Genomic DNA, 16928 nt, shown 5'->3' with positions numbered 1-16928 from the left:
AGCGGGCACGTTCAGGAGTGCCATGGTCCCTCAACGAGCGAGAGCCCCCGACCTCTTGCTCATGTCGGGGGCTCTCGCTCATTGCTTTCGGTGGAGGTAACGGGATTCGAACCCGTGACCTTCTGCATGCCATGCAGACGCGCTACCAACTGCGCCATACCCCCGAAAGGTCGTCCCCGCTCCCGCGGCGACTCGAATAATACTAGGACACCGTCCTGCGTCATGCCAAATCGGCCGCTCGCCTCGAACGCGGTTACGCGCACGGCCACCACGACGGGGTCGCCATGCACCCGCCAGAAGCCCGAGACCACCCCCCATAGACTGCCCCCATGGCACCCGCTCACCCCGCACCTCGGCCCCCGCGCCTGGCCGCCAGCGCCGTCATCGCCGACGCCCAGGGCCGCGTGCTGCTCATCCAGCGCGGGAACGAGCCGTCGAAGGGCAAGTGGTCGGTGCCCGGCGGTTCGGTTGAGCCCGGGGAGACCCTGGCCGAGGCCGCCCAGCGCGAGGCGTACGAGGAGACCGGCCTGCACGTCGCCATCGGCCGCGAGCTGTGGTGCGTGACAGCGCCGGACGGCCGCGGCGGTGAGTTCGAGATCCACGACTTCGCCGCCACGGTCACCGGCGGCACGCTGCGACCGGCCGACGATGCTGCCGATGCCCGCTGGTGCACCGCCGCAGACCTCGACGAGCTGGAGCTGACCCCCAACCTGCGGGAACTCTTCGAAGGCGCGGGCGTCATCCCCCGCGATCCCGGTGCGCCGCTAGGCTGAGCGGCAATGTCCGACTACATCAGCCCTGCGCGCCACGACCTCGAACTCGACCTCCACGACCGAGGCACGGCAGCCCACCTCACAGCCCCCGCCTGGGTCCACGCGCCCCGTGTCCCGGCAGCCACCGCAGGAATCGGCAACCGCCGGCCGCTCCTGTTCGTCCACGGCTTCCGCGGCGACCACCACGGCATGGACCTCATCGCCCACCACCTGCCCGCACATCCCGTCATGGTGCCCGATCTGCCCGGCTTCGGACTCGCTCCTCCGCTGCCCGGCGGCCTCACGCTGGAAGGCTACGTCGCGTTCGTCGACGCCGCGGTGCGCGCCGTCGAGGCCGAATACGGTCAGGCCCCCATTGTCGTCGGCCACTCGTTCGGCTCCGTGCTCGCCGCCCACTGGGCGGCCGACCATCCGCGCGCGAGCGCACTCGTCCTCATCAATCCCATCGCGAGCTCAGCGCTGGAGGGGCCGGCGCGCGTGGGCACGCAGCTCGCCCGCGCCTACTACGCGCTCGGGCGCGCGCTGCCGCCGGCGGCGGGCAGCGCGCTGCTGTCCAACCCGGGCGTCGTGCGCGTCATGAGCGAGGTCATGGCCGCCACCTCGGATCCGGGCCTGCGCCGCTACATCCACGACCAGCACGCCCGCCACTTCTCCGCCTATGCGGACCGCGCCTCGCTGGCGCAGGCGTTCGACATCTCGGTTGCCCACACCGCCGCCGAGGTGTCCGCCCGGTTGGTCATGCCCGTGCTCGTCATCGCGGGCAACCGGGACCAGATCGCGCCGCTGGGCCCCACCCAGCAGTTCATCGCGGACCTGCCCAACTCCACGGCGCGGATCTTCGACGGGGTGGGCCACCTCATCCACTACGAGCGCCCCGAGGCCACGGCACAGGCCATCGCGGAGTTCGTGGCCGATATCGACGCCGTCGAGGCCGGCGAGGCCTGACGACCGGCCGCCGCGCGCTCCGTCCCACATGGCGTTGCCTTGCGTACCCCATCGCGATACGGCGCGCTCAGGCAGGCCTTACTCCCCTAGACTCGAAGCGCCAGGAGCTGCCGGGGCGGCACGAGCGCCGGCCCCACGATTGAGGAGTCCGCCATGTCGCTTGTGAAGATCAACGTGCTGTCCGTGCCGGAAGGCGACCGCAGCGAGCTCGAGGCCCGCTTCGCCGCCCGCAAGCACTCCGTGGACTCCGAGCCTGGCTTCGAGGGCTTCGAGCTGCTGCGCCCGGTGCGCGGCGAGGACCGGTACTACGTGCTCACCCGCTGGGCCGATGAGGAGAGCTTCGAGGCGTGGCGGGACAAGCGCACGCCGCGCGCCCCCGGCACCGCGGTCTCTCAGTCCGACGGGATGCTCGAGTTCGAGGTCGTCGACCTCCCCGACTGACCGCCGAGCTCGGCACGGACCAGCACTGCACTCACCACAGCGCCCTGCGCGCCGCCCCACGGGAGCGGCGCGCAGGGCGCTTGTCGTCGCTCAGTGCCCGCCGCCGGACTGCTCGGGCGGCTGCTGGCGGAAGCCCTTGGACAGGCACGCCAGGATGATGAGGCCGAGCACCAGCCAACCCGAGCCGATGAGGAGCGCGTGCGCGTCGAGCTGGGTGAAGAGGAAGATCGTCACGAGCGTGCCGATGACCGGCAGCAGGACGTGGCGCACGGGGGTGGTAAAGCGCACCTCGGCGTCGTCCTCCCCTCCCCCGGCACCCGCATCGGCATCGGCACCCGTGCGCGCCCCCGCCTTCCGGTCCTTGCAGAAGAGCACGACGACGGACACGTTGACCATGGCGAACGCCAGGAACGCGCCGAAGTTGATGAACGACGTCGACGTCTCCACGGACAGGAACAGCCCGCCCAGGCCCACCGCGGCGGAGACGAGGATTGCGACCCACGGGGTGGCGAAGCGCTTGGCGACCCGGCCGAACACGCGGTTGGGCAGCACGCCATCGCGGCCCATGGCGAACACGAGGCGCGCCGCCGAGGCCTGGGCGGCGATGCCGGAGGCGAACTGCGTGACGATGAAGCCGGCCAGGAACACGGCGGCGAAGAACGCGCCACGCACCTGCAGCGCGATCTCCGAGGCGGCGGTGTCCTCGTTGGCGAACTCGGTGCCCGGGTGCACAAGCGTCGTGACGTAGGTGACGATGACGAAGATGACGCCGCCGATGAGCGCGACGAGCATGATGGCCCGCGGGATCGTGTGCTTGGGCCGCTTCGCCTCCTCCGTCAGCGTGGTGATCGCGTCGAAGCCCAGGAACGAATAGCAGGCCACGGCTGCACCGGCCCCGATGACGAGCGGGGTCGTGTGCTCGTTGATGAACGGGTGCATCTGCACGAGCGAGCCCGCCCCCTGGCTGCGCACGACGAAGCCCGCACACAGCGCCGCGAAGATGGCGAGCACGAGGATCTGGAACGTCATGAGGACGAGGTTGACCTTGTCCGCGACCTTGACGCCCAGGATGTTGAGCGTCGTCGTGACGAGGATGAACGAGCACACCCACACCCACTTGGGCACGGCGGGGAAGGCCTCGGAGAGGAAGCTCGTGCCGATGAGCCAGATGACCATGGGCAGGAAGAGGTAGTCCAGCAGCACGGCCCAGCCCACGAGGAAGCCCACGCGCCCGTCGATCGCGTTGCGCGAGTACGTATACGCGGAGCCTGCCACCGGGAAGCGCTTGGACAGGACGCCGTAGGAGTTCGCGGTGAACAGCATGGCGACGGTGGCGAGCAGATAGGCCATCGAGGTGGCCCCGCCGGTCTCCGTCGCGATGACGCCGAACGTGCCGAGCACGATCATGGGCGCCATGTACGCCAGCCCGAACAGGGTCACCGACCCCAGGCCCAGCGTGCGCTTGAGCTCGCCCGATTCGGCACCGGATGCCTCGCCACCGTCACCCGTTCCGGAGCCCGCCGAGGTGGTAGCTGGGGACGTCTGTGCGGGTCCGCCCGCGTGTGAGCCAGTTGACATGAGCCACATCGTACGCCCGCGCGGGCAAGCCGCGTTGTCGGCCCGCGGACCGGATGGCGGACCCGCCGCGGCGCAGGCCGAGCGGGCCCGTGAGGCCCCGGGCCACCGGTCGCCCTGGTGAGTGTGCCAGGCGCTGTGGCATGTGCGCTCCGCACGCCTGGCCGCTGTGCCAGGCTGGGGCAATGACCGCAGTCACCGTCGCCCAGCTGCCCATCCGCATCGGCGAGCCCGAGCACAACCGGTCGCTCATCGCCGCCGCCGTGCGTTCCGCCCCGCCCGGCATCGTCGTCCTGCCCGAGCTCGCCAATTCCGGGTACTGCTTCCGCAGCCCGGCCGAGGCGCGCGGGCTGGCCGAGGACCTCGACGGACCCACCGTCGCGCTGCTCGCGCAGTTGGCCGCTCAGACCGGTTCGACGCTCGTCTGCTCTCTGGCGATCACCGCAGCCTCCGCCGCCGAGGCGGGGCTCGCCTTCGCCGGCCACCCGGCTCACGCGCTCGCGGGCTCCGAGGAGCCCGGGCACGAGGCACCCGGTGCCGAACCGCGCGACGCGGCCGGGTGCATCGTGAATGTGGGCGTCGTGGTGGAGGCCGGTGGCGTCGTGGGCGCCTACCCCAAGGCCCACCTGTGGGCCCGCGAGGCCGAGTTCTTCGCTCCGGGTGCCATGCCGCCGGCCATGGTCGCCTCGCAATTCGGGCGGCTGGCCCTCATGGTCTGCTACGACCTCGAGTTCCCCGAGTGGACGCGCATGGCCGCGCTGGCCGGCGCCGACCTCATCGTCGCGCCCGTGAACTGGCCCCTCGAGGGGCGGCCCGCCGGTGAGCGGGCAATCGAGCAGGTGGTCGTGCAGGCCGCGGCGCGCACCTCCCGCGTGGCGATCGCCGTCTGCGACCGCACGGGTGCCGAGCGCCTGGGCGAGGACGTGGGATCCGAGTGGGTGGGCGGTTCCATCCTCGTGGGCCAGGACGGCTACCCCCTCACCAAGCCCGCCTACGGCCAGGAGGCGCAGCTGAGCGCCGAGGTGGACCTGTTCGCGTCACGGGACAAGGCACTGGGCCCGTTCAACGACACGCTGCGCGACCGCCGCCCGGAGCTCTACCGGTTCGACTGAGGCGGTGCGACCGGCCGCCCCGTGGCGCGCGCACCTGTGACCCCCGGGTGGGTCGCCAGCTCCGGTTGTCCACAGATTGCGCGGCCGGCTTCCGGCCATCGCACGCACCGCTCAGGCTGGGCGCATGACTTTCGAGAATCTGCCGAAGAACTGGACCGCTCTGCCGCTGACCAGCCCGGCGCTGGCCGCCGACGTCGTCGATCTGCTGCTCAGCTGCGCCGATCGCGCACTGAGCTCGCTGCTGTTCCTGCCCTGCAGTGCCGACGGCATCGGCTACCCCCGACCCGTCATCATCGGCGGCATGGACTGGCGCTGCGCCGCGGTGGAGCGGCACCGGACGCTGCGCTCGCTCGGGCAGTCCGGGGCGGCGTCGGCCGTGCTGGCGATCTCCGCGCCTCGCCGCCTGCCGCTTGGCCTCGTGCGAAGCTGGCACACCGCGGCACACGACGAACTCGCTGCGGAGGGCATGCGGCTGCTCGGCTTCTGCTCGGCGGATCCTGACACCGTGCGCATCCACAGTCCCGCCGATGCACGGCGCGCGGCGTGAGTGCACCGCTCCCCAGGGCCACGCGTCCGGTAACCCCCGCACAGGCCGCGCGCTCGGGAAATCGCCTCCTCGTGCGGGCCCTGCGGCTGCGCCGCGCTGGGAGTGGCATGGGTGCGCCGGGCGGGGCACCACCCCACGGTGGCTCAGCCCCGGGCGTCGTCGAAGCCGTCGGAGGAGTTCGGGTCGATGTCCTCGTCGTAGTGGCCCGCGGGGTCGTCGTGGGCCGCGCGGGCCCCGCCCGTCGCCTCCGCTGCCTCGGCGGCCTGGCGGGCGCGCCTGCGGCCGCTGCGCCAGCGGGCGGCCTCGTCGCCGAACTGCGGGCCGAAGCCGCGCCGTGCCCGCACCTCAGCGGCATGGTGCCGGGCTGCGGCCAGCCGCTCGCGGGTCTGGTCGCCGGCGTCCATCGCATCGGCCTGGGCCTGGGCGTCCTCGTAGTCGGCCAGCTCCTCGGCCGTGAGCACCTCGGCCTCCGCCCGCTCGGCCTGGGCGAGGGCCTCGGCGTCCTGCGCGGGATCGCGGGGCTGGGCCAGGCGATTGGGCTCGGTCTTGCGCCACACGGGCGAACCGGAGGCGAACGTGGCGCGCGAGAGCGTGTTGGATGCAACGGAGGAGACGATGATGAGGGCGAAGAACGCGATGATCGCCATGCAGAGCTTCTTCAGGCTGAACCCGTCGTGCCACAGGGTGTAGGCGTAGGCGGCCACGAGGATGAGCGGCATGCCCACCCCGCTCGCGGGCGAGAAGACGTTGACTCGCGACAGCGCGTCGTGCGTGCGGAACATGGCCACCGCGCTCAGCAGCATGATGAGGCTGCCGGTGATCCCGCAGACGCCCACGATGACGGTGAACAGCACGTCGGCGCCCATCAGCGGTGCCCCCTCGTGAGGATGCGCGAGAGGGCCACTGTGGACAGGATGCCCAGCAGGGAGGACAGCAAGATGACGTCGAGCACGATCGACAGCCCCCCGAGCATCGCGATGAGCGTGAGGATCCCGATCGCGGAGAAGTACACGAGGTCGCCCACGACCGCGCGGGAACCGGAGTCCTTGGCCGTGACCGCCCGGACGATGCCGAGCACGATCGCGGCGGCGAGCAGCAGAATGCACACCCAGACGATGATGATCATGGCCTGCCTCCCGGGGCGCGGCCGCGCATAGCGCGCAGCAGCCTGTCCTCCATGTCGTAGAGCCCGTCGAGCACCTCGTCCTCCGAATCGCCGAACTGCGCGTGGACGAACAGCGTGGCCGGCGCGTCCTGCGTGCCCGCGCCCGTGGCCACGACGAGCGTGCCCGGGGTGATCGTGATGGACGAGGCCATCATCGTGATCTCCACGTCCGTCACGCACCGCAGCGGCAGCTCGACGATCATGGGCTTGCCGTAGGGTCCCGGGCGGAAGAGGTTCGAGATGACATCCCAGGTGCCCGTGAGCACCTCCTTGGCCACCCACAGCACGTAGGCCGCGAGCCGGAAGGGCCGCAGCAGCCGGTTGGCCGGCGTGCCGCGCCCGGGGCCGCTCGCACCGGCACCGCTCGCACTGGCACCGCACGCGCCGCCACCAGCCCCGCCGGCGCCGCCCACCGCACCGCCGCTCGCCGTGCTACCGCCCGCCGTGCCGCCGCCGTCGCGCGGTCGCTGGACCGTGCCGTCGTCGTCCTTCACAGCCCCATCACCGCCTGGATGTAGCGGGTGGGATCGAGCAGGCCCGCGGCCGCGCGCTGCGTGATGGGCACGAGCACCTGGGCCCCGCAGAACAGCGCCACGGACAGGGAGACCATGATCGTGCCGGGAACGAGCAGGCGCGGGCGGATCCGCACGCCGTCGGGCAGCTCGGTGGCCTCGGAGCGGCCCGTGTGCGGCGAATCGGGATGGTAGGTCTGCATGGGCGCACCCCAGAACGTATTGGCCCACAGGCGCTGGAGGACGAGCAGCGTGATGAGGCTGCCGGTCACGATGGCCGCGATGAGCAGGCCCGCCTGGCCCTGCCCGGAGGCGGCCACGGCGCGCACGAGCCCGAGCTTGCCCCACAGCCCGGACGTGGGCGGCAGGCCGATGAGGCTGAACAGGCCGAGGACCATGAGCGCGGCCGCCCACTTCTCCCGGGACGCCAGCCCGGAGAGCTTCTTGAACGCCCCGGTGCCGTACGTCTGCTCCACCGCGCCGATCGTGAGCAGCAGGCCCACCATCGTGAGGATGTGGTGGACGAGGTAGAACATGCCGGCGGCGAGCGCGGCCTGCGTGTACACCGCGATGCCGATGAGGATGCTGCCCACGCCCGCGGTCATCTGGAACGCCAGCACATTGCGCACCCGCTCCGGGCCGAACGCGCTGATCGCGGCGCCCACCACGGTGAGCACGACGAGCCCGGTGAGCGCCCAGTCCCAGCCCGGCCGCTCCGGGTAGAGGGCGGTGGTGAACCGGTAGATGCCGTAGAGCGCCACCTTCGTGTGCAGCGCGGAGAACAGCGCCATCATGCCCGCCGAGGTGTTGGGGTACGTGCGCACCAGCCAGCCGTGGACGGGCATCGCCCCGGCCTTGATGAGGAGCGCCGTGAGCACCACGCCGAAGCCCAGGGAGCCCGCGGGCGTCACCCGCCCCTCGGCGGCCAGGCGCGCCAGCGCCCCGACGTTGACGGTGCCCAGCGCCGCGTAGACGAAGCCCACGCCCACGAGCAGCAGCGTGGACGTCAGCAGGTTGACGATGACGAACGTGCGGCCCACGCCCAGCCTGCGCCAGGTGCCGGTCACGGCGATGAGCGCGTAGGACGGCAGCACCATGACCTCGACGAACACGAAGAAGTTGAACATGTCGCCGGTGAGCAGCGCGCCGTCGACGCCCGCGAGCATCATGAGGATGAGGGCGGGCACGAACCGGTACTGGTCCTCGCCCGTGGTGATGAGGAAGATCGCGCACACGAGGCTCGCCAGCGCCGTGATGACGAGCATGAGGGCCGTGAAGGAGTCCGCGACGAACGGGATCGCCAGGCCCTGCACGTACCCGCCCACCGAGTGGGCGATGACCCCGCCGTCGGAGAGCGCGACGAGCAGCCAGACGCCCACCGCGCCGATGAGGGTCGGCACCGCGGTCAGCAGGACCGCATCGAGCGCGCGCGAGCGCACCATGACGCTCAGGGCGGCCGAGCCCAGCGGCACGGCGATGATGAGGAGGAGCAGGGCGGGGTTCACAGCTGGTGGCCCTCCCCCGTCTCCGGCGTGCGCTGCTGGTCGTCGTCGTGGCCCAGGACCGCGAGCGCGAGCATGAAGATCGTCACGGCCAGCGTGATGACGATGGCGGTGAGCACGAACGCCTGCGGCAGCGGGTCCGCGGCGGATGCGGCATCCGAGCGGCCCTCGATGGGCTCACCGCGCCACGCCGTGACCCCGGAGGCCAGCAGCGCGAAGTTCACGGCGTGCGAGACGAGCGTGAGGCCGAAGACCGTGCGGACCATGGACCGCTGGAGCATGAGGTAGACGCCGCCCGCGGTCAGCACGGCCACTGTGATTGCCAGGATCATTCGCCGCGCTCCTTGGGCTGCTCGCCGCGCGAGGTGTGCCGCGAGGTCATGCTCAGGCGGGTGGGCTCGTGCTCGGCGCGGGCGGCCAGGCCCGCGCGGCCCGGGCGCTGGCCGCGGGTGAGGTCGAGAGGGCCGGGCAGCTCGCCGTAGAGCATCTCGTCCGTGCGCTCGCGAGTGCGGGGAATGCTCGGCACATCGCGCTGCATGCGGCCGTCCTGGAGCACGTCGTCACCGGCGGGCGTGAACGCGGAGTCGGAGGTGCCCAGCAGGTTGAACGACACGAGGATGAGGCCGAGCACGGCCATGTAGACGCCCGCGTCGAAGATCATGGACGTCGTCCAGTGCTGGTGGAGGAACTCCGCGTGCTTGGGCCCCAGGAACGAGCCGGTGAGCACGAGCCCCAGCAGGCCGGTGAGGACCGCGAGGCCGATCCCGCCGCCGATGAGGTAGAGGGGCGCCCGCGGCGGCCCGATGGGCCGGTCCTTCGACGTGGACATGTAGAGCAGGCCCACGATCGCGGAGCCGATGAGCGCGGCGATGAACCCGCCGCCAGGCTCATTGTGCCCGCGCCAGAACACGACGGCGGAGACGATCGCCAGCAGCGGTCCCACGACGCGCACCATGAGCTGGAGGGCGACGACGTTGGGCCAGGACTGCGTGACGGCCCGGTAGGCCGAGGTGCCGGGCGGGCGCAGCCCCAGCCAGGGACGGTGCGGCACCTCGCGCACCTGCGAGGCCGGCGGATCGATGTAGCGGTCGCGCACCGAGGACATCACGGCGACGATCGCGATGCCGGCCATGCCGAGCACGGAGAGCTCGCCCAGGGTGTCGAGCGCGCGGAACTCCACGAGGATCGTGTTGACGATGTTCTTCCCGCCGCTGATCTGCGGGGCGTGGTCGAGGTAGTACATCGCAAGGTCCGAGCGCCCGCGCCGGCCGGACACGGCCCACACGGTCCCGCCCATCGCCGCGCCCACGGCCAGGGCGAACACGGCGCGGCGGACCTGGCCGGCCTTCGGGTAGCGCCAGAACGTGCGGGGCAGCTTCTGGAGCACGAGCATGAAGACGATGATCGTCATCGCCTCGACGAGCAGCTGGGTGAGCGTGACGTCGGGGGCTCCGAGCGCCATGATCTGGACCGTCGCGAGGATGCCCACGGCCGAGAGCGCGACGACAGCGGTCAGGCGCGAGCGCGAGAGGCACACCGCGAGGACCGCGAACGCGATGAGGGCCAGCAGCACCCCGTCGATCGGGCGGCTGAGCCCCTGCACCGCCGGCGGCAGGCCGGGGCCGGCGAGGATCGCGAGGATCCCCCCGCCCATGACCGCCGTGAGCAGCGAGAGGTTCGCCGCCACGTGCGGGGCGGAGCGCTCCGTGCCCAGCGCGCGGTCCATGGCCCGGCCGGCCACGGCGAGGCCCTTCGCCTCGCCGCCCAGCACCTGCGCGCCGGAGACCGGGAACTGCGCGCGCGCGAAGAACGCGAACACCGCGGTGCGCAGCCGCCGCGAGGCGCACAGGACCGCCCCAACGGCCAGGAGGACGGCGGATGCGGCGAGCTCCGCGTTGAGCCCGTGGAAGAGCGCCAGATGGGCGTGCGCCTCGGGCTCGCCCATGACGGCTGCGAGCGCCGGGTCCGCGATCGCCGCGAACGGGTCGAGCAGGAACGCGAGCGGCACGGAGGCGACGATGGGCGCCGCGGCGCAGACGACCATGATGGGATCCTCGTGGCCCAGCCGATCGGCCGGCGGCAGCTGCGCCTGGTCCCCCGGCACAGGGCCGTCGATGAACGCGCCGAAGACGATGCGCACGCAGTAGACCACCGTGAGCACGGAGGCCCCGGCCGCGGCGAGCATGAGCAGCCAGCCGCCGGCCGTCGCCGCCGCGTCGCCCGCACCGGCTTCCAGCAGCCCGGTGAAGATCATCTCCTTCGAGGCGAAGCCGAGCAGCGGGGGCACGCCGGCCATCGAGGCCGCGCCCAGCGCGGTGATCGCGAACGAGGCCGGGGCTGCGCGGATGAGCCGGGGAATCGAGCCGAACTCGCGGGTGTGGCCCAGGTGGTCGACGACGCCCACCATCATGAACAGGCCGGACTTGAACAGGGCGTGCGCGACGACGTGAACGATCGCGGCGATGAGCCCCAGCTCCGTGCCCGTGCCGATGGCCGCGACGATGAGGCCCAGCTGGCTGACGGTCGAGTACGCCATGAGCTTCTTGAGGTCGGACTGCGTGAGTGCGCCCCAGCCGCCCACGAACGCGGTGACCAGCCCGGCGCTCAGGAGCAGCGCGCTCCACACGGGCAGCCCGGCGAAGGCCGGGCTGAAGCGCAGCAGCAGGAAGATGCCGGCCTTGACGACGGCCGCGGCGTGCAGGTAGGCGCTGACCGGGGTGGAGGCTGCCATGGCATCGGGCAGCCACGAGTGGAAGGGGAACTGCGCGGACTTCGTCAGCGCCGCGACCGCCACGAGCGCCGCCGCTCCCGAGGCGAGCCCCGGGTGCTGCGCCCACGCCGGGCTGGCGAGCACCTCGGCGACGCTGGTGGTGCCCGTCAGCGCGGCGATGAGGCAGACGGCCACGAGCAGCGCCAGGCCGCCGATGAACGTGAGGAACAGGGTGCGCAGCGAGGGCGCGCGCGCCGTGGGCCCGGAGCGGGCGATGAGGAAGAACGACGCGAGCGACGTGAGCTCCCAGCAGATGAAGAGCACGAAGATGTCATCGGCCAGCACCAGGCCCACCATCGCGAAGGTGAAGACGGCCATGAGGACCTCGAAGCTCGTCTCCCGGCGCTCGAAGTAGCGCGTCGAGTAGAAGAGCACGGCGGCGCCGATGAGCAGCGCGATGTAGGCGAAGACCACGCCCAGCCCGTCCAGGCGGAACGCCAGGCCGATGTCGTAGCCCGGCACCCACGGCACGGACCAGCGCGTCGCCGCGGGGTCGCCGGAGCCTGTCACCACGGTGCGCGCGGCCGGCAGCAGCAGCGCGCCGGCCACGAGGTAGCCGATCCCCAGCGCCCAGCCGGCGTTCCTGCCCAGCAGCCGGGCTAAGAGCGCCGCGACGGGGATGAGGATGGCCAGGAGGATGAGCGTGAGCGGGAGGGCTGCGAGGTCGAGGGAGGCGGGCAACGGTCACTCCCCCTCGGCGGTGCGTCAGCGGTCCGGCATCGTTTGCGGCTGCACGCCGACTCGCGGTGCGGGCCCGTCGCCGGGCGGGCCGCGGTGCGGTCGCCGAGCGGCGCGCCGGCCGGAACGTGCGGTACTCGATCCTAGCGAACGCGAAGAACGCGGGCCAACCGGAGCACCGGCCAACCGGAGCACGGGCCGGCCGCTGTGCCCGGCGCGGCTAGAGTGGTCGCCCATGAGGCTCTTCTTCGACGCCCGCTTCACCCGCACCGACCGCCACGACGGGATTTCGCGCTACGGCTCCTGCCTCCTCGCGGCCGTCATCGAACAGGCGCGCGGCACGGACGTCAGCGTCACCGCGATCGTCTGCGATCCCCGCCAGCTGAGCCTGCTGCCGCCCTGCGAGCACGTCGTGCTGAGCGGGCCCATGTCCCCCCGCGAGCCGTTCATCGCCCGCGACCTCAACCGGCTGGGCGCCGACGTCGTGTTCTCCACGATGCAGACGATGGGCTCGTGGGGGCGCCGCTACCGGCTCATCCTCACGCTCCACGACCTCATCTACTACGACCACCCGGAGCCTCCGCACGATCTGCCCGCCCCGGTGCGCGGGGCCTGGCGGCTCTACCACCGGGCCTACTGGCCCCAGCGCCTCATGCTCGACCGGGCGGACGCGGTGGCGGCGGTCAGCGCGACGACGGCGGGCCTCATCGCCGCCCACCGGCTGACGAAGCGCCCCGTGCGGGTCGTGGCGAACGCGGCCCAGCCGCTGGCGCAGCCCCCGCGCCGCGCGCCCGGCCACGCGGCGCGCAGCCTCGTCTACATGGGCGCGTTCCTGCCGTACAAGAATGTCGAGGCGCTCATCCGCGCGCTCGATCACCTGCCCGGCTACACGCTCCACCTCGCCTCGAAGATCGCCCCGGAGCGCGAGCGGGCGCTGCGGGCACTCGTCCCGGACCGCGCCCGGGTGGCCTTCCACCGCGGGGTCACCGATGACGAGTACCACGCGCTGCTCGACTCCGCGACGGCACTGGTGACGGCCTCCCGGGCGGAGGGCTTCGGGCTGCCCGTCATCGAGGCGATGATGCGCGCCGCGCCCGTGGCGATCAGCGACCTGCCGATCTTCCACGAGATCGCAGACACGGCCGCCGAGTACTTCGACCCCGAATCCCCCGCCGCCATCGCGGCAGCCGTGCGCCGCCTCGAGGATCCGGAGGTGTGGGCCGCCCGCAGCGCCGCGGGCCCCGACCAGGCGCGCACGTTCTCGTGGGAGTCATCCGCCCGCGGGCTCCTCGAGCTGGCCGGCGAACTCGCGGCCCAGGGCCCCGTCCGAAGCTGAGTCCGCACCCGAGGCGCGGGTCGGGTCATCGTGGGCCCGCCCGGGCGGAGGGCCGGAGTCGCCGAGGACGGGCGCGCCGGCTGTGCCGGTGCCCGGTCGAGCTGCCGGGCCTCACCGAGCCCCGGCCCTGCAGCCCGGTGGGCGCCGGTCCTGCCGCCGGCCGGGCGCGCGCTGAGGCTCGTGCGCTGAGCCTAGGAGGAGGCGCCCGCCGGCGCACTGCCGCCCCAGCGGCGCAGCACCCAGAGCGAACCGCGGCGGGCGAACTCGGCGTAGTCGCAGTTGTCGAGCACGCCCAGCGTGGCCCGCGGGGAGTCCACGAGGCCCAGGAAGATCTCCGCGGTCCCGCGGATCACGGCCCCGTGGGCCACGATGACGAGGACCTCGTCCTCGCCTGCCTGGTCGACGAGGCGCTCGACGGCGTCCGCGACCCGGCGGCCGGCCTCGTTGCGGCTCTCGCCGCCCGGCGGGCGCATGTCGGCCCCGGCGTTCCATTCCGCGAGCAGGTCCGGCCACTGGGCGTGGATCTCGTCGCGGTCGAGGCCCTCCCACTCGCCCACCGTGATCTCGCGCAGCCCGGGGTCGAACTCGACGTCGACGCCGGCGGCGCGGCCGATGGCCTGGGCGGTCTGGCGGGCGCGCGTGAGGTCCGAGGCGACGATCCGGTCGATCGACTCGGTGGCCGCGAGGTGGGCGGCGATCGCCTGCGCCTGGGCCTCGCCGCGCTCGTTGAGCGCCACGTCGATCTGGCCCTGGAAGCGGCGCTGGGCGTTGTAGGCGGTCTGGCCGTGGCGGACCAGGAAGAGGCGCTTCACCGCGCGGCGCCGCTCGCGCCGCGCTCCGGTGCCTCTGCCGATGCCTCCGCCGGCGGGCCCACCACGTCGTCGACGCCGATGGCCGGGCAGTCCTGCCAGAGCTTCTCCAGCGCGTAGAACTGGCGGTCCTCGACGTCGAAGACGTGGACGATGATGTCGCCGAAGTCGAGGAGCACCCAGTGCCCCTCGCCCTTGCCCTCGCGGCGGATGACCTTGGCCCCGTGCTCGCGGTGCAGCGCTTCTTCCACGGCGTCGACGATCGCGCCCACCTGGCGCTCGTTGTTCGCGGAGACGATGACGAACGCGTCGGTGATGACGAGCTGACCGCTGACGTCGAGCGCGACGATGTCGTAGCCGAGCCTGTCGGAGGCCGCCCTGGCCGCAGTGCGGGCCTGGGCGATGGCGGTGTCGGTTGCCGGCACGGATGTCCTTTCGGTTGGATGGGGGCGCTGGGCGGCCGCGCGGAGACGCGCGGGTGCCCGGGCCGCGCCCTGGGCGCTCAGAAGAGCAGGACGAGCGCCAGGACGATGAGGATGATGGCGAGCAGGCCCGCGACGCCCAGGACGATGTAGGGCACGGGCGAGGGACGGTCGCCCACGAGGATCTCACCGTCCTCCTGGGTGATGTTGCGGGCGCTCATGGGCGGTACGGGCGGCTGCTCGACCTCCTCGCCGGGGCGATCGTCGGGCAGCTCGTCGGCGTCGGCGAGCAGCGCGGGGTCCACCGAGGCGATGGGCCGCGTGGCGGGTCCGGCTGCGTATTCGCGGGGGTCGAGGCCCGCCCCGTCCACCGTCGCGGCGCTGTCGGCGCCCGCGGGCTGTGCGTCACGGGTCCGGCTCAGCGGCAGGGACCCGGTGACGACGCGGATCCCCTCCGTGTGCGGGGGGCGCACGAGCGGCGCCTTGCGGGGGCGCCGCGGCTCGGCGCCGTCTTCAGCGGCGGCGCTGCTTTCGGCGGCTGCGCTGCCTTCGGCGGCTGCGCTGTCGTCGGCGACGGCCCCGGCAGCGGCCCCCTGCCGAACCCGAGCGCTCAGGTTCCCGTCCGAGGCGGCGCTCTCGGCACCCGGCGCGGCGGCATCGCTGCCTTCCGTGCCCGGCACGGGGTGCGCATCGGCGCCCCGGGATACGTCCGAAGCGGCTCCCGCGCGCGCGGCGCGCCCGGCCGCCTGCCGGCGGGCGGTCATGTCGGGCATGCCACCGCGAGCCTCGCGGCCGGAGACGCTGTCGTCGGCCGGTCCGCCGGCGGTCGACTCCCCCGGCTCGGAGGCGCCGGCGCGCGGCGCGGAGCCGGCGGGTTGCGATGAGCTGGTGTTCGGCGCGGCAGTGGTGTTCGGCGCGGCAGTGGTGTTGGGCCGGGTGCTGGTGTTCGCCGCAACGGCGGCGTCGCGCTGCGAGCTCGGCGCGGCGCCAGGGGCTATGGGCTCCTCGCGCTGGCGGTGCCCGGGGGTCCCCGCGGCGTGGCGCGGGGGCGCATCGTCGCGGGCGGCCGACTCGTCGAGCCCGGCGCCGAATGGGGCATCGCCGCCGAGTCCCCTGCTGTCGAAGCCCCCGCTGCCGAGGCCGTCACTCCCCTGCCGCACAGCCGCGGGCTCCTGCGAGCCGGCGGGGCCACCGGAGGCGGCGGCGCCCTGCGGACCGGCGCCGTGCAAACCGGTACCCTGCGGGGCGGCGGCAGAGTCACCGGGGTGGGCGCTCAGGTAACGGCGCCGCTCGGCCCGCGATTCGAAGTGCGGCGCATCGCCGCCGGCGGCCGCGGACCGGGGCGTGGTGCCCTGCGGCTGCGAGCCCCGGGGTGCGCTGGCCGGCGGGGTGTCCGGGCGCTGCGGCTGCACGACCGGGGCGGGGGCGGCGGCCGGGCCGGAGCCGAGCGGCGCCGCGGCCAGGCGCGGGGGCATGGGGGGTGCGGCGGGCGGAGTGGGGGCCGTGCCGGGGCGCGCGGGCGCGCTGCCCGCGCCTGCGGCACTCGAGTCGGGCCGGGCGGCGGGCGCCTGCGGGGGCACGGCCGGGCGGGCCGGCACCTCGGCGGCGGCGAACGGCACGCCCGTGGACGGCCCGGCGGAATCCTGCCCCGGGCCCTGGGCGTGTGCGGCCTCGTAGGCGGCCTCGGCGGCGCGCCGTTCAGCCTCGCGACGCTCCTTGCGAGTCATGAACTGCTCAGCCATTTGCACTCCTGTAGAGGTCGTATTTTGCGATGTACTGCACCACGCCGTCCGGCACGAGGTACCAGACCGGCAGGCCCTCGCCCACGCGCTCGCGGCAGTCCGTCGACGAGATCGACAGCGCTGGGATCTCCAGCAGGCTCACCCCGTCCGTGGGCAGGCCCTCCGCGCTCAGCGCGTGGCCGGGGCGGCTGACGCCCACGAAGTGCGCGAGTGCGAACAGCTCGTCCGCGCTCTTCCACGTGAGGATCTGCGCCAGCGCATCGGCGCCCGTGATGAAGAACAGCTCCGTGGCCTCGCCGTAGACGCGGCTGAGATCGCGCAGCGTGTCCACGGTGTACGTCTGCTTGGGCCGGTCGACGTCGACGCGCGAGACCGTGAACCGCGGGTTCGAGGCGGTTGCGACGACGGTCATGAGGTAGCGGTGCTCCGCCGCCGTGACCTGCCGCTCGGCCTTCTGCCACGGGCGGCCGGTGGGCACGAAGACGACCTCGTCCAGCCCGAAGCGCGCGGCGACTTCGCTGGCGGCCACGAGGTGGCCGTTGTGGATCGGGTCGAAGGTGCCGCCCATGATGCCGACCCGGCGGGAGACGACTGGCATA

Annotated in this window: 17 protein-coding genes and 1 tRNA gene; 6 read left to right on the top strand and 12 right to left on the bottom strand. The window is 73.1% G+C overall.

What is annotated here, in order from left to right; genetic code table 11:
• Positions 1-91: 91 nt before the first annotated feature.
• Positions 92-164: transfer RNA gene (locus tag BRM1_RS01745), tRNA-Ala, on the bottom strand.
• 165 nt (positions 165-329) lie between these two features.
• On the opposite strand from BRM1_RS01745, the gene BRM1_RS01740 reads away from it, so the two are divergent.
• The 3 genes from BRM1_RS01740 (at position 330) to BRM1_RS01730 (ending at position 2159) form a co-directional block, all read left to right on the top strand.
• The gene (locus tag BRM1_RS01740; protein WP_268527583.1) at positions 330-773 is read left to right on the top strand and encodes an NUDIX hydrolase; all 444 of its coding nucleotides are present in this window, start codon (positions 330-332) and stop codon (positions 771-773) included.
• A gap of 6 nt (positions 774-779) precedes the next feature.
• Positions 780-1718, top strand: a complete 939-nt coding sequence (locus BRM1_RS01735) for an alpha/beta fold hydrolase (protein WP_268527580.1) — start codon at positions 780-782, stop codon at positions 1716-1718.
• 153 nt (positions 1719-1871) lie between these two features.
• On the top strand, positions 1872-2159 hold the full coding sequence (locus BRM1_RS01730; protein ID WP_160952569.1) for an antibiotic biosynthesis monooxygenase family protein: 288 nt from the start codon (positions 1872-1874) through the stop codon (positions 2157-2159).
• Between the two features lie 90 nt (positions 2160-2249).
• Here BRM1_RS01730 and BRM1_RS01725 read toward each other — a convergent pair whose 3' ends face one another.
• On the bottom strand, positions 2250-3737 hold the full coding sequence (locus BRM1_RS01725) for an APC family permease (protein WP_268527575.1): 1488 nt from the start codon (positions 3735-3737) through the stop codon (positions 2250-2252).
• A gap of 182 nt (positions 3738-3919) precedes the next feature.
• Here BRM1_RS01725 and BRM1_RS01720 point away from each other — a divergent pair, with 182 nt between their 5' ends.
• Together BRM1_RS01720 and BRM1_RS01715 are read left to right on the top strand one after the other, a co-directional pair.
• Positions 3920-4846 carry a nitrilase-related carbon-nitrogen hydrolase gene (locus BRM1_RS01720; RefSeq protein ID WP_160952571.1) on the top strand — a complete coding sequence of 309 codons (927 nt, stop codon included), beginning with the start codon at positions 3920-3922 and terminating at the stop codon, positions 4844-4846.
• Positions 4847-4970: 124 nt separating this feature from the next.
• The gene (locus tag BRM1_RS01715) at positions 4971-5393 is read left to right on the top strand and encodes a hypothetical protein (protein WP_268527572.1); all 423 of its coding nucleotides are present in this window, start codon (positions 4971-4973) and stop codon (positions 5391-5393) included.
• 143 nt (positions 5394-5536) lie between these two features.
• On the opposite strand, the gene BRM1_RS01710 is transcribed toward BRM1_RS01715, so the two are convergent.
• From BRM1_RS01710 to BRM1_RS01685, 6 genes are read right to left on the bottom strand one after another with little or no spacing between them, the layout of a single operon-like run.
• Positions 5537-6259 carry a cation:proton antiporter gene (locus tag BRM1_RS01710; RefSeq protein ID WP_268527570.1) on the bottom strand — a complete coding sequence of 241 codons (723 nt, stop codon included), beginning with the start codon at positions 6257-6259 and terminating at the stop codon, positions 5537-5539.
• Positions 6259-6519, bottom strand: a complete 261-nt coding sequence (locus tag BRM1_RS01705) for a monovalent cation/H+ antiporter complex subunit F (protein ID WP_268527568.1) — start codon at positions 6517-6519, stop codon at positions 6259-6261. Before BRM1_RS01705 ends, BRM1_RS01710 begins: the two co-directional genes overlap by 1 nt.
• On the bottom strand, positions 6516-7052 hold the full coding sequence (locus tag BRM1_RS01700) for a Na+/H+ antiporter subunit E (protein WP_268527566.1): 537 nt from the start codon (positions 7050-7052) through the stop codon (positions 6516-6518). Before BRM1_RS01700 ends, BRM1_RS01705 begins: the two co-directional genes overlap by 4 nt.
• Positions 7049-8575 (bottom strand): monovalent cation/H+ antiporter subunit D family protein, encoded by a 1527-nt coding sequence (locus tag BRM1_RS01695; protein WP_268527563.1) that lies wholly within the window; start codon positions 8573-8575, stop codon positions 7049-7051. The genes BRM1_RS01700 and BRM1_RS01695 overlap by 4 nt, the downstream gene beginning before the upstream one ends.
• Positions 8572-8904, bottom strand: coding sequence for a sodium:proton antiporter (locus BRM1_RS01690; RefSeq protein WP_268527561.1), 333 nt, complete (start codon positions 8902-8904; stop codon positions 8572-8574). Before BRM1_RS01690 ends, BRM1_RS01695 begins: the two co-directional genes overlap by 4 nt.
• Positions 8901-12023 (bottom strand): DUF4040 family protein, encoded by a 3123-nt coding sequence (locus BRM1_RS01685; protein ID WP_268527559.1) that lies wholly within the window; start codon positions 12021-12023, stop codon positions 8901-8903. The genes BRM1_RS01690 and BRM1_RS01685 overlap by 4 nt, the downstream gene beginning before the upstream one ends.
• A 232-nt stretch (positions 12024-12255) precedes the next feature.
• Between BRM1_RS01685 and BRM1_RS01680 the strand changes: the two genes are divergently transcribed.
• A complete protein-coding gene (locus BRM1_RS01680) occupies positions 12256-13356 on the top strand; it encodes a glycosyltransferase family 4 protein (protein ID WP_160952577.1) in 1101 nt (366 codons plus the stop codon).
• Positions 13357-13547: 191 nt separating this feature from the next.
• On the opposite strand, the gene BRM1_RS01675 is transcribed toward BRM1_RS01680, so the two are convergent.
• From BRM1_RS01675 to nadD, 4 genes are all read right to left on the bottom strand, one after another.
• Positions 13548-14168, bottom strand: a complete 621-nt coding sequence (locus BRM1_RS01675; protein ID WP_160952578.1) for a histidine phosphatase family protein — start codon at positions 14166-14168, stop codon at positions 13548-13550.
• Complete coding sequence (rsfS, locus tag BRM1_RS01670; RefSeq protein ID WP_268527550.1) at positions 14165-14590, bottom strand: ribosome silencing factor; 426 nt, start codon at positions 14588-14590, stop codon at positions 14165-14167. The genes BRM1_RS01675 and rsfS overlap by 4 nt, the downstream gene beginning before the upstream one ends.
• A 77-nt stretch (positions 14591-14667) precedes the next feature.
• On the bottom strand, positions 14668-16329 hold the full coding sequence (locus tag BRM1_RS01665) for a hypothetical protein (protein WP_268527547.1): 1662 nt from the start codon (positions 16327-16329) through the stop codon (positions 14668-14670).
• Positions 16322-16927, bottom strand: a complete 606-nt coding sequence (gene nadD, locus BRM1_RS01660) for a nicotinate-nucleotide adenylyltransferase (RefSeq protein WP_160954247.1) — start codon at positions 16925-16927, stop codon at positions 16322-16324. Before nadD ends, BRM1_RS01665 begins: the two co-directional genes overlap by 8 nt.
• Between the last annotated feature and the right edge of the window lies 1 nt (position 16928).

The organism is Brevibacterium sp. BRM-1, assembly GCF_026802075.1.
In the GTDB taxonomy this organism is placed as follows: Bacteria; Actinomycetota; Actinomycetes; order Actinomycetales; family Brevibacteriaceae; genus Brevibacterium; species Brevibacterium rongguiense.
This window is presented reverse-complemented; position numbering and strand designations above follow the sequence as displayed.